General features: G+C 67.5%; 18 protein-coding genes. 12 read left to right on the top strand and 6 right to left on the bottom strand.

Annotation, left to right across the window (positions count from 1 at the left end; all coding sequences use genetic code 11):
• Positions 1–5 precede the first annotated feature (5 nt).
• Positions 6–1,598 (bottom strand): UxaA family hydrolase, encoded by a 1,593-nt coding sequence (locus tag BMX67_RS07600; RefSeq protein ID WP_245739304.1) that lies wholly within the window; start codon positions 1,596–1,598, stop codon positions 6–8.
• A 50-nt stretch (positions 1,599–1,648) separates the two neighbouring features.
• Between BMX67_RS07600 and BMX67_RS07595 the strand changes: the two genes are divergently transcribed.
• Positions 1,649–2,428 carry a GntR family transcriptional regulator gene (locus BMX67_RS07595; RefSeq protein ID WP_090733793.1) on the top strand — a complete coding sequence of 260 codons (780 nt, stop codon included), beginning with the start codon at positions 1,649–1,651 and terminating at the stop codon, positions 2,426–2,428.
• A 3-nt stretch (positions 2,429–2,431) separates the two neighbouring features.
• On the opposite strand, the gene BMX67_RS07590 is transcribed toward BMX67_RS07595, so the two are convergent.
• The 4 genes from BMX67_RS07590 to BMX67_RS07575 are packed head-to-tail and all read right to left on the bottom strand — an operon-like array spanning position 2,432 to position 5,436.
• Positions 2,432–3,220 carry a FadR/GntR family transcriptional regulator gene (locus BMX67_RS07590; RefSeq protein WP_245739302.1) on the bottom strand — a complete coding sequence of 263 codons (789 nt, stop codon included), beginning with the start codon at positions 3,218–3,220 and terminating at the stop codon, positions 2,432–2,434.
• Entirely contained in the window at positions 3,217–3,891 is a 675-nt protein-coding gene (larB, locus tag BMX67_RS07585) for a nickel pincer cofactor biosynthesis protein LarB (protein ID WP_175479845.1), read from the bottom strand. The genes BMX67_RS07590 and larB overlap by 4 nt, the downstream gene beginning before the upstream one ends.
• A complete protein-coding gene (gene larE / locus BMX67_RS07580; RefSeq protein ID WP_090733791.1) occupies positions 3,884–4,687 on the bottom strand; it encodes an ATP-dependent sacrificial sulfur transferase LarE in 804 nt (267 codons plus the stop codon). The genes larB and larE overlap by 8 nt, the downstream gene beginning before the upstream one ends.
• Positions 4,684–5,436, bottom strand: a complete 753-nt coding sequence (locus BMX67_RS07575; RefSeq protein ID WP_175479844.1) for a FadR/GntR family transcriptional regulator — start codon at positions 5,434–5,436, stop codon at positions 4,684–4,686. Before BMX67_RS07575 ends, larE begins: the two co-directional genes overlap by 4 nt.
• Before the next feature lie 299 nt (positions 5,437–5,735).
• On the opposite strand from BMX67_RS07575, the gene BMX67_RS07570 reads away from it, so the two are divergent.
• From BMX67_RS07570 to BMX67_RS07520, 11 genes are all read left to right on the top strand, one after another.
• Positions 5,736–6,698: a TAXI family TRAP transporter solute-binding subunit gene (locus BMX67_RS07570; RefSeq protein WP_245739300.1), complete on the top strand. Its 963-nt coding sequence runs from the start codon at positions 5,736–5,738 to the stop codon at positions 6,696–6,698.
• A gap of 93 nt (positions 6,699–6,791) precedes the next feature.
• Positions 6,792–8,660, top strand: a complete 1,869-nt coding sequence (locus tag BMX67_RS07565; RefSeq protein ID WP_090733787.1) for a TRAP transporter permease — start codon at positions 6,792–6,794, stop codon at positions 8,658–8,660.
• An 18-nt stretch (positions 8,661–8,678) separates the two neighbouring features.
• A complete protein-coding gene (locus tag BMX67_RS07560; RefSeq protein ID WP_090733786.1) occupies positions 8,679–10,373 on the top strand; it encodes a thiamine pyrophosphate-binding protein in 1,695 nt (564 codons plus the stop codon).
• The gene (locus BMX67_RS07555; RefSeq protein ID WP_217645809.1) at positions 10,351–11,790 is read left to right on the top strand and encodes an FAD-binding oxidoreductase; all 1,440 of its coding nucleotides are present in this window, start codon (positions 10,351–10,353) and stop codon (positions 11,788–11,790) included. Before BMX67_RS07560 ends, BMX67_RS07555 begins: the two co-directional genes overlap by 23 nt.
• A 47-nt stretch (positions 11,791–11,837) precedes the next feature.
• Entirely contained in the window at positions 11,838–13,565 is a 1,728-nt protein-coding gene (gene araD, locus BMX67_RS07550) for an L-arabinonate dehydratase (protein ID WP_245739298.1), read from the top strand.
• Complete coding sequence (locus BMX67_RS07545) at positions 13,566–14,495, top strand: dihydrodipicolinate synthase family protein (RefSeq protein ID WP_245739296.1); 930 nt, start codon at positions 13,566–13,568, stop codon at positions 14,493–14,495.
• Complete coding sequence (locus BMX67_RS07540; RefSeq protein WP_090733782.1) at positions 14,492–15,229, top strand: SDR family oxidoreductase; 738 nt, start codon at positions 14,492–14,494, stop codon at positions 15,227–15,229. The genes BMX67_RS07545 and BMX67_RS07540 overlap by 4 nt, the downstream gene beginning before the upstream one ends.
• A 21-nt stretch (positions 15,230–15,250) precedes the next feature.
• Positions 15,251–16,774, top strand: coding sequence for an aldehyde dehydrogenase (NADP(+)) (locus BMX67_RS07535; RefSeq protein ID WP_090733781.1), 1,524 nt, complete (start codon positions 15,251–15,253; stop codon positions 16,772–16,774).
• A gap of 10 nt (positions 16,775–16,784) precedes the next feature.
• Entirely contained in the window at positions 16,785–17,495 is a 711-nt protein-coding gene (locus tag BMX67_RS07530) for a ribonuclease activity regulator RraA (protein WP_090733779.1), read from the top strand.
• A complete protein-coding gene (locus BMX67_RS07525; protein ID WP_090733778.1) occupies positions 17,485–18,477 on the top strand; it encodes a 2-hydroxyacid dehydrogenase in 993 nt (330 codons plus the stop codon). The genes BMX67_RS07530 and BMX67_RS07525 overlap by 11 nt, the downstream gene beginning before the upstream one ends.
• Complete coding sequence (locus BMX67_RS07520; protein WP_090733776.1) at positions 18,474–19,226, top strand: HpcH/HpaI aldolase family protein; 753 nt, start codon at positions 18,474–18,476, stop codon at positions 19,224–19,226. The genes BMX67_RS07525 and BMX67_RS07520 overlap by 4 nt, the downstream gene beginning before the upstream one ends.
• 12 nt (positions 19,227–19,238) lie before the next feature.
• Here BMX67_RS07520 and BMX67_RS07515 read toward each other — a convergent pair whose 3' ends face one another.
• Complete coding sequence (locus BMX67_RS07515) at positions 19,239–20,141, bottom strand: 5-dehydro-4-deoxyglucarate dehydratase (protein ID WP_217645815.1); 903 nt, start codon at positions 20,139–20,141, stop codon at positions 19,239–19,241.
• Positions 20,142–20,209 lie beyond the last annotated feature (68 nt).

Here is a 20,209-nt window from a genome sequence, read left to right as displayed (position 1 = left end):
GGGCCTCATCCCGTCACGCCGATGGGCCAGGGGGCGAATTCATCCTCGCCCACGCCAAGTGCCTCGGATTTGCTTTGTCGGCCCGATGCGATGTCCAGGATGGTGCGGAAGATCTCCTCTCCCATCTCCTCGACGGTGCTGGTGCCGTCGGCGATGCGGCCGCAATTGACGTCCATGTCCTCCTCCATCCGTGCGAACATCGCGCTGTTCGAGGCCAGCTTGATCGTCGGCGAGGGGTAGCTGCCGAAGCACGACCCCCGACCGGTGGTAAAGCAGATCAGGTTCGCGCCCCCCGCAATCTGACCCGTGGCCGATACCGGATCGAAGCCCGGCGTATCCATGAAGACAAGGCCCTTCTCGTCCACAGGTTCGGCATAGCGATAGACCTGCATCAGACCGGTCGTGCCGCCCTTCTTCGCCCCGCCAAGCGACTTTTCCAGCACGTTGGCCAGCCCGCCCGCATTGTTGCCGGGGCTGACATTGCCGTTGATCTGCGTGTCGCGGCCACGGGTGTGATCCAGCCACCAGTCCATCCGGTCGACCAGCTTGCGGCCCACTTCCTCGGATCGGGCGCGGCGGGTCAGAAGCTGTTCGACGCCGAAGATCTCGGGGGTTTCCGACAGGATCGCGGTGCCGCCATTGCGGATCAGGATGTCGGCGGCAGCCCCCAGGGCCGGGTTGGCCGTCAGCCCCGACAGCCCGTCCGAGCCGCCGCATTGCATGCCGATGGTGATATGTTCCGCCGAACAGGGCTCGCGCCGGACCTCGTTCGCCTGGTCCAGCATCTGGCGCACGGCCTTTTTGCCCTCGGCGATGGCGCGGGCGGTGCCGCCGACATGCTGCATGGTGATGCTGCGCAGCATCTTGCCCTCGGCCAGGCTGTGGTCGCGGAAGAACTGCATCAGGTCGTTCCGTTCGCAACCGAGCGAGACGACCACCGCGCCCGCCATGTTCGGATGGCGGACATAGCCCGCCAGCGTGCGGCGCAGCAGGTCCATCGGCTCTCCTGTCATCTCCATCCCGCAGCCGGATTCGTGGATGAAGGGGATGACGCCATCGACATGGGGCCAGTCCTGCAAGCGTTCCTCGTCGAAGTGATTGGCGATCTTGCGGGCCACCGTGGCCGAGCAGTTCACCGTCACGAACAGCCCGATATAGTTGCGCGTCCCCACGCGCCCGTTCGCGCGGCGGATGCCCTGGAACACGGCCCGCCTGTCCGGCGGCAGGATGCGGGTCGGGCGATAGTCGCGCGCGAAGGCATAGTCCTTCTCGACCGCGTCGAAGCGGATGTTGTGGCTGTGCAGCCAGTCGCCGGGTTGCAGATCGGTTCCGGCATAGCCGATCACCACGTCGAATTTCAGGATGGGCGAACCTTCGGGGATAGGCCGCAGCGCGATCTTGTGACCCCGCGGAATGTCCTGACGGGTGGTGATCCCGGTGCCGGGGATCGGCGTTCCGGCCGGTATGTCCCGAAGGGCGACGATGGTGTTGTCGCCTTGATTCAGCCGCAGGATCAGCGGTCGGTCGCGCGTGGCGGCCTGATCTGACATGATGTATCCTCCCTGACGGATCGGCTGCGCCTGATGGGCAATCGACATGCCGAACACATCTGATATATTAATATTAGCAATAACCACAGGCGCTCGCAATGGCCCACAGTTTTGACAAGACATCTGCCACGCCGGACGACACGCTGCGTCTGGCGCAGGGTTTCGGCCTGCCGCCGACGACCCAGGTCCTGTTCGAGGGCGGGCAGGCCGGCCGGGGCGTCTACGAAGCGTTGCGCGGTCAGATCGTGCGTCTGGAGCTGCCGCCCGGAACGCCGCTGTCGCGGGCCGAACTGGCCAAGGCCTTTGGCGTCAGCGTGACCCCCCTGCGCGATGCCTTGCAGCAATTGGCGGAAGAGGGGTTGGTCCTGATCTATCCGCAATCGCGCACTCTGGTCGCGCCCATCGATGTCGCCGCCATTCGCGAGGCGCAGTTTCTGCGGCTTGCGCTGGAAACCGAGGTTGTGCGGCAGCTGGCCCACCGCATCGCGCCTGCCGATCTGGAGCGTCTGCGCGCGATCCACAAATTGCAGTCCGGGCTGGCGGGCGACGCTGACAGCATCGCCACCTTTCAGGAACTGGACGCGCTGTTTCATCAGGCGCTGTTCGCGGCGGCGGATCATTTGCCCAGTGCGCGGCTGATGCGTGGCCATTCGGGCCATCTGGACCGCCTGCGCCGCGTCTATCTTCCCGAGGCAGAGATGCCGGACGAGGATGGCAACCTGCGTATGGACGCGGTCATTCAGGGTCATGGCGCGATCCTGTCCGCGATCGAGGCGGGCGAACCGGATGCCGCCGCGCAGGCAATGCGCAGCCACCTGACCCGCACGGTGGATCGGTTGGCCGAAAAACGCGCGGCCTTCCCGGAATATTTCGGCTGAACCCTAGGTGTCGCGCGCGTAATCGGTCACGCGCTGCCGCGATTGCAGCAGGTGATAGGACATCGACAGGCCCGCGGCCTCGACATCGCGGGCGACGATGGCGTCATAGATCTGCCGATGTTCCAGCGCGACGCGATCGACGCGGGCCTGCGTGCCGCCGCGGGTGATGCTTTGCGCGACGGTGATCGCGCGTTCGACCTGATCGCGGATGGCATTCAGCAGGGTGACGAAAACCTCGTTTCCGCTGGCTTCGGCGACGGCAAGGTGGAAATCGAAATCGGCATCGCGGGCCACCTCGCGGCGTTGCATCGCGCCTTCCAGCGTTGTCAGCGCGGCTTCGATCCGCGCCAGATCGCGTGGTCCGGCGCGTTGTGCGGCAAGGCGCGCGGCCTGTCCCTCGACGGCCATGCGCGCCTCCATCGCCCGCATCAGTCCCGACACGCTGTCGGCGGTGGCATATTCGATCAGTCCCTGCGGTGGCCTTTTGCGCACGAACGAGCCGACGCCCCGCCGCGCCTCGACAAGGCCATCTTCCTGCAACTTGCGCAGGGCTTCGCGGACCACGGGGCGCGACACTTCGAAGGCTTGGCAGATCTGGTTTTCCGAAGGCAGTTTTTCCCCCTGTTGCAGGCTGCCCGATACGATCTGTTCAAGGATCTGGCCGTAAAGCTGATCTGCCAGCGTCTTGCGCTTGCGTATGGTCAGCCCGCCATTCTCCATTCCCGGTCCACCGATCGTTGCCATGCGCCCAAGCGGCGCGGTCACCGGATTATCCAGACCCTCCGGCGTCATGTAAAGCCGCCCGCCGCATTGGCAAATCGCAGCGCGGCACAGGCCGCGCCATAGCCATTGTCGATATTGGTGACCAGAACGCCCGGTGCGCAGCTGGCCAGCGCGGCATCCAGCGCGGCGCGACCGCCCGCCGCCACGCCATAGCCGACCGATGTGGGCACCGCGATCACCATCCCCGGCACTAGCCCGGCGACCACGCTTGGCAGGGCCGCATCCATGCCGGCGCAGACGATCACCACCTGCATGCGTTGCAGGCTGTCCTGATGCGACAGCAGCCGCCACAGCCCGGCCACGCCGACATCGGCGATCATGGTGGCGCTGATGCCGGAATAGGCCAGCACCCGTTGCGCCTCGGTCGCGGGACCGGAATCCGAGGTGCCTGCGCTGACGACCGCGATGCGTGGCATGTCGCGCGGGCTGGGCCGCGCGCCCAGCATCGCCGTGTACGACATCGCGCAATAGTCCAGCGCGGCCCGTTGCGCGGCGGGCAGCGCCTGATGCTGATCGGGTTGCAATCGCGTTAACAGCAGGCGGCGATCCTCGGCCATGGCATCGGCGATGATGGCCGCGATCTGCCCGACCGATTTCGGCTGGGCAAGCACGGCTTCTTCAATGCCGATGCGATCCTTGCGGGTTCGGTCGAACATGACCGAGGGGTGGGTGTCAGGCATGGATGAAGGCGCTTCCCTGTCTATAGGCGCGAATGGTGATGCCCAGCCCCGCGCCGCCATGCGGCCGGGCCAAGTCGCGGGCCAGCGTCGTCAACTGCATCAGGCGCAGCGGTGACAGGCCGTCCAGCAAGGCGGCATCCAGTTCGATCGCCAAGGCATCCGGCAGGCGGCGGCAGCGCAGGGTCACGGCCCCCAGATCGTCGCGCAGCGCGGTTTCGATGGCGTCGATCATCGCCAGTTCCGACGGCTCGACCCGCAGGCCGGTCTGGATCCGGCTGGCAAGGCAGGGCGCGGCGGGAAGATCGGCGATCTGCCCCAGCCCCAGTTCGCGGGCAAGGGCGCGGACGGCCGCCTTGTCCATCCGTGCCGTCACGAAAGGGTGGATCACGCGATGTTCGTCGGCTGCCCGATGGCCGGGACGGTAATCGCCCAGATCGTCCAGATTGGTTCCGGCGGCCAGCGTTGCGCCACCGGGCAGGGCGGTCAGGCTGCCATAAAGGTTCGACTTGCAGAAATAGCAGCGATTGACCGGGTTGCTGCGATAGCGTTCGTCCCGAAACTCGCCCGCGTCGATCACCCGCAGCGGCAGGCCGTGCGTTTCGGCAAATCTGCGGGTGCGGGCCGTCGCGGCAGGGGGCACTGCGGGCGATGTGGCGTGGCACAGTTGCAGGTCGCGGCCCTCGCGTGCCCGCGCGGCGGCGGCGGACAGGCACAGGCTGTCGACCCCGCCGCTGACGGCGATACGCAGGGTTTCCGGGGCGCGCAGCGCGTCGATCAGGGGGCTTGGCAGGCTCATTCGCCGTCCTCCGCGCCCCAAAGATGCCCCAGAAGGCGGTCGCGCGACAGTGCAAGGTGGCGGCGCATCAGTTTGCGGGCCGCCATGCCGTCCTGAGCCTTGATCGCAGCGGCAATGGTGTGGTGTTCGGCGGCGGCCTCGCGGCTGTCGCCGCCGCGCTGCGCGGATCGCAGGCGTCCGGCCTCGATCACTTCATGCAGGCTGGCACCAAGATAGTTGAAAAGGCCAAGGTAATATTCGTTCTGTGTCGCCACACAGATCGCACGGTGAAAGGCCATGTCGGCATCGACCCCGTCGCGCACGCGGCCCGGATCGAACCGTTGCACGGCGGCGAATTCCTCGACCGCGCGATTGATGCTGTCCAGATCCGCCTGGCTGCGGCGCTGTGCGGCGATGGCGGCTGCCTCGATCTCGATGCCCAGCCGCAGTTCAAGGATCTGGGCCAGCTTGCGGCGGCTGTCGACATCGCGGCTGTCGATGGCAAAGCCCGATTTCGGGCGGTTGCTGGCCACGAAAACCCCGCGTCCCTGATGGCTTTCCAGCAGCCCCTCGGCCTTCAGGCGCGACACGGCTTCGCGAATGACGGACCGGCTGACCGTCAGCGTCTGCGACAGCGCGGTTTCGGCAGGCAGCATCGTTCCGACCGGCCAGTCGCCGTTCAGGATCTGGCCGCGCAGGGCGGTCGTGGCCTGATCGCCAAGCGTGCTGCCGCGCGCCAATGGCGTCGCATTCTGAAACATATCGCCCATCGACATCCTCCTGCCGGGATCGTCGCAGTTGTCTGTTCTGCTGTCAATCATATGACATTACAAGTTGAGGCTGTACAAGCCGCGATTTCAGAAATATCCCAATAAAAACAGGGATGAGATTTTGATTTCCTGAAGCCTGGCCCTATTTTTTGTATTTTTATTTGACAAGTTGCCGTGCTGTGACGCAGGGTTGTTGCAGTCGGAAAGCCCATGAGCGCCAGAGGAGGGGCGGGGCGCCGATCCCTGCTGGTCGCGATGCCATGTCGCCCGCGCCAGCCATAACAACATGGGGGAGTATCGTGTCTTATTTCATCAACACCCTGCGCGGTGTCGCGCTGGCCAGCGTGGCCGTTGCCGCCGCTGCGACGGGCGCTCATGCGCAGGCCCTGACCATGGCCACAGGTCAGCAGGGCGGATCGTGGTTCCCGGTCGGCGGTCAGATCAAGGCGATCGTCGAGCGGGAACATCCCGACCTGGATTTCACGGTGACGCCGGGGGCGGGTGTGTCGAATGTGGTGGGCGTCGATGCCGGCCGCTTTCAGATCGCGTTCGCGAACTCGATCTCGACCGTGGACAGCATGTCGGGCAAGGAGCCGTTCCGCAAGCCGACCACCAATGTCTGTAATATCGGCATCCTTTATCCGCAGTTCTTCCAGATCGTGACCATCGCGGATGCCGGGATCGGCTCGATCGCGGATATGAAGGGCAAACGCCTGACGACGCAGCAGCTGGGCAATACCGGCGAATTCCTGACCCGCGAATTGCTGGCGCTGGAAGGGATGAGCTTCGATGACCTGGAATCGGTGGCCCATACATCCTATTCCGACAGCGCATCGCAGATGAAGGACGGCCATGCCGACATCTTCACGCTGGGGTCGTCGCTGCCGACGGGTTCGGTGATGGATCTGGCATCGTCGCGCCAGATCGCGCTGGTCGATATCGATGATGCGACCTTCACCCATTTCAAGGACCAGAACGCGGCTTTCCAGCATCGCGACGTACCGGCGGGATCCTATCCGGGCTTCGATCAGGCGATCAAGGCGATCAGCTATGACAGCCACATGGTCGCGCCCTGCGATTCCGAGGGCACAATCGTCAAGGCCGTGCTGGCAGCGGTGGCCGACAACGTGGACAGCTTTGCAGCGGTGAACAAGTCGATGTCGGGCCTGACGGTCGAGGCGATGGCCACCGATATCGGTGTGCCGATGCACCCTGCGGCCAAGGAATTCTATGCCGAGCGTGGCATCGAGGGTATGGAATAACCATTCCCCGGCCATGTCCCGGACGGGGCCGCGCGGCCCCGTTCTTCCACATCCGGTGCCGGGACCAAGGGTCCGGCGCATAGGGAGGACGTCGTGACTTTGTCGATACTGGACCGCAACATCCCGCTGATCGGGCGTATTGCGCGGGTGATCCTGATCGGAATGGCGCTGTGGCATCTGTATGTTGCCTTTGCCGGCCCGCCCAACCCCTATGTGATGCGCGGGGTTCACGTCGCGCTGGCGCTGTTGCTGATCTTCCTGACCGTCGATATCCGCGGTCAACTGGTCGAGCGTCCGCGCTGGTACGATATCGGCTTTGCGGTCATTGCCTGTCTTGCGGCGCTGTATCCATCGCTGAACCTCGACTATATTTATCAGCGGTTCCTGTATGTCGATCCGCTGTTGCCGCGCGATATCGTCGTCGGCATCGTGCTGGTCGTGCTGCTGCTGGAGGCCGCGCGGCGGATGCTGGGGCCGGTCCTGCCGATCACGGCGATCCTGTTCATGGCCTATGGGCTGATCTTCACCAACACCCTGCCCACGGTCATCCTGGAACAGCTGTTCATGACGCCCGAAGGGATCTTCGGCATCCCCATTTCGGTCTCGGCGACCTACATGGTGCTGTTCATCCTGTTCGGTTCGCTGGTCGAGCGGATGGGCGTGGGCCAGCTGTTCATGGATTTCGCGGTCGCCCTGACGGGGCGGCAGGTCGGCGGTCCGGCCAAGGTGGCCTGCGTGACCTCGGGGATGTTCGGCTCGGTCTCGGGTTCGGCGGTGGCGAATGTCATGACGACGGGCACCTTCTCGATCCCGCTGATGAAGCGCATGGGCTTCAAGCCCGCCTTTTCCGGCGCGGTCGAGGCCGTGGCATCGACCGGCGGGCAGATCATGCCGCCGGTGATGGGGGCCGCGGCCTTTGTCATGGCCGAATATCTGGGCGTCGGATACCTGCAGGTCGCGGCCTATGCGATCGTGCCCGCGATCCTGTTCTATGTCGCGCTGTTCGCCGCCGTGCATTTCGAGGCCAAGCGCACCGGTGTCGGCTCGGTCCCGGCCGAGGATCAGGTCCCGATGATGCAGGTGCTGCGCGAACGCGGCCACCTGTTCATCCCGCTGGCGATCATCATCGGCGTGCTGTTGCAGGGTTATTCCGCGCCTTATGCCGCGCTGTGCGGTGTGGTGTCGGTCATCCCGACCGCCGCGCTGCGCAAGACCACGCGCCATTACGTGACGATCGACAACATCCTGGGCGCGTTGGAAAATGGCGCACGGAACGTGCTGTCCATTGCCGCGGCCTGCGCCTGTGCGGGCATCGTGGTCGGCGTGATCGACATCACCGGGCTGGGGCTGACCTTCTCGAACTTCGTGATCTCGGCGGCGCAGGACACGCTGCTGATCGCGCTGCTGCTGTCGATGGTGGCGGGCATCATCCTGGGCATGGGGATGCCCACGACCCCGGCCTATATCGTGCAGGTCGCGCTGCTGGTGCCCGCGCTGGTCAAGCTGGGCGTCCAGGTCGAGGCGGCGCATCTGTTCGTCTTCTACTTCGCGATCCTGTCCGCGATCACGCCCCCCGTGGCGATGGCCGTCTATGCCGCCAACACGCTGAGCCAGGCCAAGATCGTCGAGGCCAGCTGGGCGGCGGTCAAGCTGGGCGCGACCGGTTTCATCGTGCCCTTCATGTTCGTCTATGAACCCGCGATCCTGCTGCAGGGCGACTGGTTCCACATCTTCATGGTGATCGCGCAGGCGACGCTTGGGGTCGTGCTGCTGGCGGCGGCGCTGCAACGCTACTTCTTCGGCAGGCTGCGGCCCCTGCAGGCGATGGTCCTGTTCGCCGGGTCGCTGTGCTTCATCTATCCCGACTGGCGGGTGACCCTGGCCGGACTGACCTGCGCGGGCGTGATCTGGTTCACCCAGACCCTGCGCCAGTCGAAACCCCTGACCCAGCCGGGCGAGTGACCGGAGCCGGAGAGAGACATGCTGAAGACCACAGATACCGCGACCCGCACCGGGGGCCAGATCCTTGTCGATCAGTTGCTGATCCACGGCGCAGACACCGCCTATTGCGTGCCCGGCGAAAGCTATCTCGAGGTGCTGGATGCGCTGCATGATGTGCAGGATCGCTTTACCCTGATCAATGCCCGCCACGAGGCAGGCGCCGCCACCATGGCCGAGGCCTATGGCAAGCTGACCGGGCGTCCCGGCATCTGCATGGTGACGCGCGGTCCGGGGGCGTGCCACGCGGCCATCGGCGTCCATATCGCGCAGCAGGACAGCACGCCGATGATCCTGCTGGTCGGCCAGATCGCCCGCGACACGACCGACCGCGAGGCGTTCCAGGAACTGGACTATCGCGCCATGTTCGGCCCCGTCGCGAAATGGGCGACCCAGATCGACGATGCGCGGCGGATCCCGGAATACATGGCGCGGGCCTTCCGCGTGGCGACCTCGGGGCGTCCCGGTCCGGTGGTGATCGCCTTGCCCGAGGACATGCTGACCGATGCCGTGGCCGTCGCCGATGCGCGGCCCTTCTGCCCGACCGGAGCGGAGATCGCCCCGGATCGGCTGGACGCCCTTGCGGACGAGTTGTCGCGTGCCGAACGCCCGCTGCTGCTGCTGGGCGGATCGGGGTGGTCGGATGCCTCGGCCGCCGCGATCCAGCGCTTTGCCGAAGGCAATCACCTGCCGGTGGCCTGCTCGTTCCGGCGGCAGGACATCGTGGACAACCTCTCGCCCGTCTATGCGGGCGATTTCGGAACCTCGACCGCGCCCAGCCTGTATCGGCGCCTGCAGGATGCCGACCTGCTGGTCGTGATCGGTGCCCGCCTGGGCGAGATGACGACGAAGACCTATACCACGCTGACCCCGCCGAACCCGGCGATCCGGCTGGTCCATATCCATCCCGACCCCGACGAGATCGGGCGCGTCTATTCCCCCGACCTTGGCATCGCCGCGACGCCGGACTCGGTCGCCCATGCGCTGGACGGGCGCGATCTGGGGCAGGGGGCGCGCTGGTCGGAATGGTGCGCGGGGCTGCATGCCGAATATCTGGCCGACAGCGAACCGCCCGCGCCTGATGGGGACTGGCCCTTGGACATGGGCGCGGCACTGGCGCAGATCCGCGACGGGCTGCCCGCCGACATGGTGGTGACGCTGGACGCCGGCAACCATACCGGCTGGGCGCAGCGTTTCCTGCGCTTCGGTCGTCCGGGCCGCGTGGTCGGATCGACCTGCGGGGCGATGGGCTATTCCGTGCCTGCCGCGGTCGCCGCATCGCTGGCCGACCCCGACCGTCTGGCCCTGTCCTTCGTCGGCGATGGCGGCTTCATGATGAGCGGGAACGAACTGGCCACCGCCGCGCAATATGGCGGGCGACCTGTCGTGCTGCTGTTCAACAACGGCACCTATGGCACGATCCGGATGCACCAGGAACGCGAACATCCGGGGCGCGTGTCGGGCACGACGCTGGTGAACCAGGACTTCGTCCGCATGGCCGAGGGCCTGGGCTGTCACGCCGAACGCGTCACCCGGACCGAGGATTTCGGCCCCGCCTTCGCCCGCGCCCGCGACAGTGGCAGGCCCGCCGTCATCGAACTGTTGACCGACCCCGAACAGATCTCGACCCGGACCACGATCGGCAGGCTGCGCGATGCGGCGCAGGGCCGTGGGTGATCCGATGCTGACCGCCCGACCCGATCTGCTGACCGCGCGACTGGAACAGGCGATCGGCGCGCAACATGTCACCACCGACCCCGCCCAGATGGGCGGGCGCCTGGCCGAGGATCGCGGCCTGTATCGTGGCGAGGCGCTGGCCCTGATCCGCCCCGGCAGCACCGCCGAGGTCGCCGAATGCGTCCGCATCTGTCGCGCGGCGGGCGCAGCCATCACCCCGCAGGGCGGCAATAGCGGGCTGGTCGGCGGTGGCGTTCCGCAGGGCGGCGTGATCCTTGCGACCGACCGGCTGAACCGCATCCGATCCGTCGATGCGCTGAACAGCACCATGACGGTCGAGGCGGGCTGCATCCTGCAGGTGGTGCAGGAAGCGGCGGCGCAGGCGGACCGGCTGTTCCCGATGTCGCTGGCCTCCGAGGGGTCGTGCCAGATCGGCGGCAACCTTGCCACGAATGCGGGCGGCACGGCGGTCCTGCGCTATGGCAACATGCGCGAGATGGTCCTGGGGTTGGAGGTGGTGCTGCCCGACGGGCAGGTACTGTCGGACCTGAACGGGCTGCGCAAGAACAACACCGGCTATGACCTGAAGCACCTGTTCGTGGGGTCCGAAGGCACGCTGGGGATCATCACCGCCGCCGTGCTGAAGCTGTTCCCGCGCCCCGTCACCCGCGCGACCGCGATGGTCGGGGTGAAGGGGCCGGAACAGGCGTTGACGCTGTATGACCGGCTGCGCGGGCAATGCGCGGATGCGCTGTCGACCTTCGAATATGTCGACCGCCTCGCCCTGCAGATGGCGCTGGATCACGGGCCGGGCTGCACCGATCCGATGACCGAACCCCATCCGGCCTATGCCCTGATCGAGCTGACCTCGGCCGATGCGCAGTCCGATCCGGACCAGCGGCTGGAGGGGCTGCTGGCCGCCGCATTCGAGGCCGACGAGATCCGCGACGCCGTCATCGGCGCCTCGGAAGCGCAGCGCGACGGGCTGTGGCGCCTGCGCGAATCCCTGTCCGAGGCGCAGAAGCCCGAAGGGGCCTCGATCAAGCATGACGTGTCGGTCCCGGTGTCGCGCGTGGCCGATTTCCTGACCCGCGCCACGGCGGCCTGCCACGCGCATATGCCCGATCTGCGCGTCTGCCCCTTCGGGCATTTCGGCGACGGGAACCTGCATTTCAACCTGTCGCGGCCAAAGGCGATGAAGGATGCGGATTTCCTTGCCGAGTACCCCGCCTTCAACCGCATCGTGCATGACATCGTGGCGGATATGGGCGGCAGCATCTCGGCCGAACACGGCATCGGGCTGGTCAAGCGGGCCGAGCTGCGCCGCTACAAGGACCCCGTCGCGCTGGCCGTGATGGAACGCATCAAATCCGCGCTGGACCCCGACGGGCTGATGAATCCCGGCAAGGTGCTGTGATCCGGCGCGCGACCACGACAGGAAGGAAAGACGATTTGACCGATCCCGTGAAGACCCCCTCCCAGCTGCGCTCGGCCCGCTGGTTCGCGCCGGACGACCTGCGCAGCTTCGGCCACCGGTCGCGCCTGATGCAGCTGGGCTATGGCGAGGAGGATTTCCGCGACAAGCCCGTCATCGGCATCCTGAACACCTGGTCCGAGCTGAACAGCTGTCACGCCCATTTCCGCGAACGCGCGCAGGACGTGCGGCGCGGCGTGCTGCAGGCGGGCGGCTTTCCTGTGGAACTGCCCGCGTTGTCGGTGGACGAAAGCTTCACCAAGCCGACCTCGATGCTGTATCGCAACATGCTGGCGATGGAGACCGAGGAGATGATCCGCAGCCACCCGCTGGACGGCGTGGTGCTGATGGGGGGCTGCGACAAGACCACGCCGGGGCTGGTCATGGGCGCGATCAGCGCGGGCGTTCCGATGATCTATCTGCCCGCCGGGCCGATGCTGCGGGGGCATTTCGCGGGGCGGACCCTGGGGTCGGGGTCAGATGCGTGGAAATACTGGGACGAGCGCCGCGCGGGGAACATCACCGACGACGAATGGCTGGGCGTGCAGGGCGGCATCGCGCGGTCGGCGGGCACCTGCATGACGATGGGCACGGCCAGCACGATGACCGCGATCACGGATGCGATGGGACTGACCCTGCCGGGCGCGTCCTCGATCCCGGCGGTGGATTCGGGGCATCAGCGCATGGGCGCGGAATGCGGCCGCCGCATCGTCGGCATGGTCTGGGAGGATCTGACCCCGGACCGCATCATCACCCCGGCTTCGGTCCGCAACGCGGCGATCGTGGCGATGGCGACGGGCTGTTCGACGAACGCGGTCGTCCACCTGATCGCGATGGCGCGTCGCGCGGGCGTCGCCCTGTCGCTGGACGATCTGGACGCGCTTGGCCGCGACACGCCGCTGATCGCGAATGTCCGCCCCTCGGGCAAGGACTACCTGATGGAGGATTTCTTTCAGGCGGGCGGCCTGCGCGCGCTGATGAAACAGATCGAGGACCGGCTGGACGGCAGCGCCCTGACCGTCACGGGCCGCAGCCTTGCGCAGAACCTGCAAGGGGCCGAGGTCTTCGACGACGACGTGATCCGCCCGCTGTCGAACCCGGTCTATCGCGAGGGATCTCTGGCGGTGCTGCGTGGCAACCTGTGCCCCGACGGCGCGATCATTAAGCCCGCCGCCTGCGATCCGAAATACCACCTGCACGAAGGACCGGCGCTGGTCTTCGACAGCTATCCCGACATGAAGAAGGCCGTCGACGACGAGGATCTGCAGATCACGCCCGACACGGTGATGGTGCTGCGCAACGCGGGGCCGCAGGGGGGGCCGGGCTTTCCCGAATGGGGGATGCTGCCCATCCCCAAGGCGCTGATCCGGCAGGGGCATCGCGACATGCTGCGCATCTCGGACGCGCGGATGTCGGGCACGTCCTACGGGGCCTGCGTGCTGCATGTCGCGCCCGAAAGCTTTGTCGGCGGTCCGCTGGCGCTGCTGCGCACGGGCGACATCATCCGCATGGACCTGAACGCGCGGCGGCTGGACATGCTGGTCCCCGACGACGAACTGGCCGCCCGCAAGGCCGCCTGGACCCCGCCGCAGCCGCGGTTCGAGCGTGGCTGGGGCTGGATGTTCGAACGTCACGTGACGCAGGCCGACCAGGGCTGCGACTTCGATTTCCTGCAAACCGATTTCGGCCGCGTCGCGGGCGAACCCGACATCTTCTGAATGGATAGACACATGGACCAGTCCGCCAAGGGACGACACGATCTGGACGCCGCATTGACCGGCATCTCGGGCATTCTCGTCACGCCCTATGACGACGCGGGCGAGATCGCGCCCGACCGCCTGCAGCCCATCATCGACCGCGCGCTTGGTGCGGGGATGCACATCCCGGTGGTGAACGGCAATACCGGCGAATTCTATGCCCTGACCACGGACGAGGCCTGCACCATGGCGCGCGAGGTCGCGGCCATGGTCGGTCCCCGCGCGCCGCTGCTGGCGGGCGTCGGGCGGGGCCCGCGCGATGCCTGCCGCCTTGCGCGGGCATCCGCGGATGCGGGGGCGGCGGCGCTGATGATCCACCAGCCGCCCGATCCCTTCGTCAGCCCGCGCGGCACGGTCGATTACATCCGCGCCATCAGCGATGCCAGCGGCGGGCTGCCGATGATGCTGTATCTGCGCAACGACGCCATCGGAACGGCGGCCATCGCGGATCTGTGCGCGCTGCCGGGCGTGCGCGGCGTCAAATGGGCGACCCCCAACCCGCTGAAGCTGGCCGAGGCCAAGGCCGCCTGCGACCCCGCCATCGTCTGGGTCGGCGGCCTGGCCGAGGTCTGGGCGCCCGCGCTCTATGCCGTGGGGGCGCGGGGCTTCACCTCGGGGCTGATCAACATCTGGCCGGAACGCTCGATGGCGATCCATGCCGCGCTGGAGGCGGGCGACTATCCCCGCGCCAACGCCCTGATCGCCGAGATGCGCGCCTTCGAGGATATCCGTGCCGAAGAGCTGAACGGCACCAACGTGACCGGCGTCAAGGCGGCGCTGCAGGCGACGGGCATGGATTGCGGCCCGACGCGCCCGCCCTCGGCCTGGCCGCTGACCGACGATCAGTCGGCGCGGATGATGGCCTTCCTGCGCAAGGCGGGCCTGGCATGAGCGGGACGATCATCGTCACCGGCGCATCCGCCGGCATCGGGCGCGCGACCGCGCGGGCGTTCCTCGATGACGGCTGGCGCGTGGGCCTGATCGGTCGGCGCGAGGATGCGCTGACCGAAGCCGCCGCCGGCCATGCGGGCGCGCTGATCCTGCCCTGCGACGTCACGGACGAGGGGCAGGTCGACGCCGCCTTCGACCGCGCCGCCCGCGAATGGGGCCGGATCGACGGTCTGTTCAACAATGCGGGCGTGGGGCTGAAATCCGTCGGCATCGACGAAATCGCGCTGGAGGATTGGCGCCGCGTCATCGACACGAACGTCACCGGGATGTTCCTGTGCGCGCGCGCCGCGTTCCGCCACATGCGGGCGCAGGACCCGCAGGGCGGGCGGATCGTCAACAACGGCTCGATCTCGGCGCATGTGCCGCGTCCGGGGTCGATCGCCTATACCGCGTCCAAGCACGCCGTCACGGGCATGACCCGCAGCCTGTCGCTGGACGGGCGGGCCTTCGGCATCGCCTGCGGCCAGATCGACATCGGCAATGCCCTGACCGAGATGTCGCAGCACCAGACCGAGGGCGTCCCCCAGGCCGACGGAGCGATCCGCCCCGAACCGATGATGGACGTGGCGCAGGTCGCGTCTTCGGTCCTGCACATGATGCGCATGCCCCCGCAGGCCAATGTCCAGTTCATGACCGTCATGGCCACGACCATGCCCTTCATCGGGCGCGGCTGAGCCGGCGAAAGGATCACAGCGATGAAAGACCAGACCTTCACCCCCCATGGCAAGCACCTGATCGCGGGCGAACGGATCGACGGCGACCAGCAGTTCCAGTCCTCGCCCGCGCATGGGCCGGCACATTCCTTCGCGGTCGGCACGCCCGATCTGGTGGATCGCGCCTGCCGCGCCGCCGAGGATGCCTTCGACGCGTTCGCCGCGACCTCTCGTGAGGATCGGGCGCGGCTGCTGAACGCCATCGCCGACCGGATCGAGGCGCGGGCCGATGCGATCACGCTGATCGGCACGCAGGAAACCGGCCTGCCCGAGGCGCGGCTTCAGGGCGAACGCGGCCGCACCACGGGGCAGCTGCGCCTGTTCGCGGATCACATCCTGAAGGGCGACTATCTCGACCGGCGCCATGACGCGGCGCTGCCGGAACGTCAGCCCCTGCCGCGCCCCGATCTGCGGATGATCCAGCGTCCCATCGGGCCGGTCGCGGTCTTCGGGGCCTCGAACTTTCCGCTGGCCTTCTCGACGGCGGGCGGGGACACGGCGGCGGCGCTGGCCGCGGGCTGTCCGGTCGTGGTCAAGGGCCACGGCGCCCATCCCGGCACCGCCGAGATCGTGGCCGACGCCGTCGCCGAGGCCATCCGCGACACCGGCATGCCCGCGGGCATCTTCAGCCTTGTCCAGGGGGGCAAGCGCGACGTGGGGCAGGCACTGGTCCAGCATCCGCTGATCAAGGCGGTGGGCTTTACCGGATCGCTGGCCGGGGGGCGCGCGCTGTTCGACCTGTGCGCGCAGCGCCCCGAGCCGATCCCGTTCTTCGGCGAGCTGGGCAGCGTGAACCCGATGTTCCTGCTGCCCACAGCACTGGCCGCACGCGGGGCCGATCTGGGCGCGGGCTGGGCCGCCAGCCTGACGATGGGCGCGGGGCAGTTCTGCACCAATCCCGGCATCGCCGTGGTGATCGAGGGCGCGGATGCCGATGCCTTCGCGCATTCGGCCGCGCAGGCGCTGTCGCAATCGGGCGCGCAGGTGATGCTGACCGACGGCATCGCCGATGCCTATCGCGATGGCGCGGGCCGCGTGGCGGGGCAGGCGGGCATCCGCGATCTTGTCACCTCGACCTGCGAGGGGCGCCAGGCGCGTCCCAACCTGTTCCGCGTCACCGCCGAGGATTGGATGGGCAACCACGCCCTGTCCGAAGAGGTGTTCGGCCCGCTAGGCGTGATCGTGACGGTCCGCGATGCCGACCAGATGCTGCAGGTGGCCCGCAGCTTCGACGGGCAGCTGACCGCGACGCTGCACCTGGACGACGCCGATGCCGATCTGGGCCGCCGCCTGCTGCCGGTCCTGGAACGCAAGGCCGGGCGCGTGCTGGCCAACGGCTTTCCGACCGGGGTCGAGGTGTCGGACACGATGGTCCATGGCGGCCCTTACCCCGCCAGCACGAATTTCGGCGCGACCAGCGTCGGCACCCTGTCGATCCGCCGCTTCCTGCGGCCGGTCTGTTTCCAGAATATCCCGGCGGCGATCCTGCCTGCCGACCTGAGCTGAGGGACTGCCCATGGATGAAACGATCCGCCAGAAGCTGATGGATGTCTCGGTCGCGACGCTGGCCACCGCGCTGTACAAGCGCGGCCTGCGCCAGCAGGTGATCCAGGGGGTCCACCCCATCGGCCACAAGGGCCGCAACATGGTCGGCCCGGCCTTCACCCTGCGCTACATGCCCGCCCGAGAGGACCGCAACCAGCTGTCCGAGTTCCGCAACCCCGAACACCCGCAGCGCGTCGCGATCGAGACATGCCCGCCGGGGCATGTGCTGGTCATGGACAGCCGCAAGGACGCGCGCGCGGCCACGGCGGGCGACATCCTGCTGACGCGGCTGATGATGCGCGGCGCGGCGGGCGCGGTCACCGATGGCGGGTTCCGCGATGCGGCGACCATCGCGGGGATCGACATGCCCGTCTATCACCAGCGGCCCTCCAGCCCGACGAACCTGACCCTGCACGAGGCGATCGAGATCGACGTGCCCATCGGCTGCGGCGACGCGCCGGTCTTTCCGGGCGACATCATCGTGGGCGACGGCGATTGCGTGATCGTCATCCCCGCCGATCTGGCCGCCGAGATCGCGGACGAGGCCGTCGAGATGACCGCCTACGAGGATTTCGTCATCGACCGGGTCAAGGACGGCGAGGCGATCATCGGGCTGTATCCTTGCACGCAGGACCGCCATCAGGCAGCCTTTGCCGAATGGCGCAAGGCCAATGGCAGGTAAGGGGGCAGAGGTGACCGGCAAACCCAGGGTGATGGTGATGACGACCCTGCGCCCCGCCGCGATGGAGCGGCTGGCGCGCGATCACGACCTGCAGCGATGGGACCTGACCGAGGATCGCGACGGGTTCCTGCGCGATCACGGGCCGGGCTGCCGCGTCCTCGTGACGAACGGGCATGTGCCGCTGACGCGTGCCATGCTTCAGGCGATGCCGGATCTGGAACTGGTGACCTGCTCGTCCGCCGGATACGACGCGTTCGACACGCGGGCGCTGGCGGAACGCGGGATCGCGCTGACCAACACCTCGCAGGCGCTGCGCGACGACGTGGCCGATACGGCGATCATGCTGATCCTTGCCGCGCGTCGCGGGCTGGTCCCCGCCGAGGCGCATGTCCGCAGCGGCGCATGGGGCCGCGACGGGGCCTTTCCGCTGCAGCGCAAGGTGTCGGGCACGCGGCTGGGCATCGTCGGCATGGGCACGATCGGCCATGCCATCGCGGAACGGGCCGAGGCCTTCGGCATGTCCGTCGCCTTCTGGAACCGCAGCCGCAAGGACCTGCGCTGGCCGCAGCAGGACGATCTGGTGCAATTGGCCCGCGACAGCGACCACCTTGTCGCCATCGTCGCGGGCGGCGAGGGCACGCGCGGCCTGATTTCAGAACAGGTGCTTCAGGCGCTTGGGCCGCAGGGGCTGTTCGTGAATGTCGCGCGCGGCACCGTCGTCGATCAGCACGCGCTGATCGCCACGCTTGGCGACGGGCGGCTGGGGGCCGCCGCGCTGGATGTCTACGAGGATGAGCCGAACCCCGATCCGCGCCTGACCCGGATGCCGAATGTCACCAACTATCCGCATCATGCTTCGGGGACGGTCGAGACGCGGGACGCGATGGCGCATCTGGCGGTCGACAACCTGCTGGCGTTCCTAGGTGGGCAGCCGCTGATCTCGCCCGTGGATCTGGGCGGGGCGCGCAAGGGGGCCGCATGACCAATCCGTTCAAGCAGGCGCTGGCCGCGCGCCGCCGCCTGCCGGGCTTCTGGCTGTCGCTGTGTTCGCCCACCGTGGTCGAGATCGCGGCCCATTCCGGCGCGGACTGGCTGCTGGTCGACATGGAGCACGCCCCCGCCGACCTGTCGCAGATCGCCGATCAGCTGCGCGCCGCGCGGGGCGGCCTGGCCGAGGTGGTCGTGCGTCCGCCCCAGTCCGAGCCTGTGATCACCAAGCGCCTGCTGGATATCGGGGCGCGGAACCTGATGTTCCCGATGATCCAAGATGCGCAGGATGCCGCGGATGCGGTGGCCTGGACCCGCTATCCCCCCCACGGCATGCGGGGGATCTCGGCCACGGTCAGGGCGAACGGTTACGGGCGACAGGGCGATTATCTGCAACGCTATGCCGACGAGCTGACGGTGATCGTGCAGGTCGAAACGCCCGAGGCCGTCGCGAATATCGCGCAGATCGCCGCCGTGCCGGGGGTCGATGCGATCTTCATCGGGCCGGGCGATCTTGCGGCCTCGATGGGGTTTGCCGGGCAAGGCACCGCGCCCGAGGTCCGCGCCAAGATCGCCGAGGCCGTCGCCGCGATCCATGCGGCGGGCCTGCCTGCGGGCATCCTGGGATACGGGCATGACCTTGCGCAGGGCTATTTCGATCAGGGTGTCGAATTCGTGGCCGTCGCGGGCGATGCCTGGCTGCTGGCGCGGCAGATGGACGGGATGATCGCCGCGCTGCGCTAGCGCGGCGATCGCTCAGGCGCGGCCCGCGATCAGGTCGCGCATCATCGCGGTCTCGACCTCGTCCAGATCGGTCAGGGGCGCGCGGACATGGCCCGCATTGAAGCCGCGCAGCCGCACGCCCGCCTTGATCGCTGACACGGCATAGCCCGTCTGCCGATCCCGGATGGCGGCGAAGGGATAGTAGAAATCCTTCAGCAGCCGTTCGCATCCGGCATCGTCACCCGCAAGGAACGCCTTGTGGAAGGCAAGCGCCGTTTCCGGCACGAAATTGAACACCGCCGAGGAATAGGTCGGCATCCCCGCCCCGCGATAGGCCTGTGCGAACAGCTCGTGCGTGGGCATGCCCCCGATATAGGACAGCCGGTCCCCCATCGTCGCCGTCACCCGGCGCACCGTGTCGATATCGCCGGTGCCGTCCTTGAAGCCGATCAGGTTCGGGCATTCCTCGCAGAGTTGCGCCAGCGTCTGGGCCGAGATCCGCGACTGCCCGCGATTGTAGAAGATCACCGCCATCTTCGTCGCGCGGCAGACGGCGCGGACGCGGTCGGCGACCCCTTCCTGCGGGGCCTCGGTCAGGTAATGGGGTAGCAGCAGGATGCCGTCGCCGCCCGCGGCCTCGATTTCCTGCGCCAGGTCGCAGGCCATGCGCACGCCATAGCCGCAGCCCGCTAGCACCGGCTGATCGCCCGCCACCTCGCGCGTGGCGCGCACGACCTCGACGATTTCCGACGGGGCAAGCGAGAACATCTCTCCGGTGCCGCCCGCGACGATCAGGCCCGCGACCGGATATTGCGACAGCCATTCCAGATGCGCCTGAAACGGCGCCTTGGCGAAACGGTCATCGGCGTCGAAGGGGGTGACGGGAAAGGACAGCAGGCCGTGGCGAATGATCTTTTGCAGGTCCTGTGGGTGCAGCATCATGTTCTCCCCAAAACGATACATGCACTAATATATCAGTTTGGCAGCTCGTTCAACGCCGGATG

It is taken from the genome of Paracoccus homiensis (assembly GCF_900111675.1).
Taxonomy (GTDB): Bacteria; Pseudomonadota; Alphaproteobacteria; order Rhodobacterales; family Rhodobacteraceae; genus Paracoccus; species Paracoccus homiensis.
The sequence above is the reverse complement of the archived record's forward strand: the minus strand, read 5'-3'. Positions and strand labels throughout refer to the sequence as shown.

Excerpts from the sequence above, each read along its gene's own strand:
- BMX67_RS07600 (WP_245739304.1), bottom strand. The coding sequence starts at position 1,598 with ATGTCGATTGCCCATCAGGCGCAGCCGATCCGTCAGGGAGGATACATC.
- BMX67_RS07595 (WP_090733793.1), top strand. The coding sequence starts at position 1,649 with ATGGCCCACAGTTTTGACAAGACATCTGCCACGCCGGACGACACGCTG.
- BMX67_RS07590 (WP_245739302.1), bottom strand. The coding sequence starts at position 3,220 with ATGACGCCGGAGGGTCTGGATAATCCGGTGACCGCGCCGCTTGGGCGC.
- larB (WP_175479845.1), bottom strand. The coding sequence starts at position 3,891 with ATGCCTGACACCCACCCCTCGGTCATGTTCGACCGAACCCGCAAGGAT.
- larE (WP_090733791.1), bottom strand. The coding sequence starts at position 4,687 with ATGAGCCTGCCAAGCCCCCTGATCGACGCGCTGCGCGCCCCGGAAACC.
- BMX67_RS07575 (WP_175479844.1), bottom strand. The coding sequence starts at position 5,436 with ATGGGCGATATGTTTCAGAATGCGACGCCATTGGCGCGCGGCAGCACG.
- BMX67_RS07560 (WP_090733786.1), top strand. The coding sequence starts at position 8,679 with ATGCTGAAGACCACAGATACCGCGACCCGCACCGGGGGCCAGATCCTT.
- BMX67_RS07555 (WP_217645809.1), top strand. The coding sequence starts at position 10,351 with ATGCGGCGCAGGGCCGTGGGTGATCCGATGCTGACCGCCCGACCCGAT.
- BMX67_RS07545 (WP_245739296.1), top strand. The coding sequence starts at position 13,566 with ATGGATAGACACATGGACCAGTCCGCCAAGGGACGACACGATCTGGAC.
- BMX67_RS07540 (WP_090733782.1), top strand. The coding sequence starts at position 14,492 with ATGAGCGGGACGATCATCGTCACCGGCGCATCCGCCGGCATCGGGCGC.
- BMX67_RS07535 (WP_090733781.1), top strand. The coding sequence starts at position 15,251 with ATGAAAGACCAGACCTTCACCCCCCATGGCAAGCACCTGATCGCGGGC.
- BMX67_RS07530 (WP_090733779.1), top strand. The coding sequence starts at position 16,785 with ATGGATGAAACGATCCGCCAGAAGCTGATGGATGTCTCGGTCGCGACG.
- BMX67_RS07525 (WP_090733778.1), top strand. The coding sequence starts at position 17,485 with ATGGCAGGTAAGGGGGCAGAGGTGACCGGCAAACCCAGGGTGATGGTG.
- BMX67_RS07520 (WP_090733776.1), top strand. The coding sequence starts at position 18,474 with ATGACCAATCCGTTCAAGCAGGCGCTGGCCGCGCGCCGCCGCCTGCCG.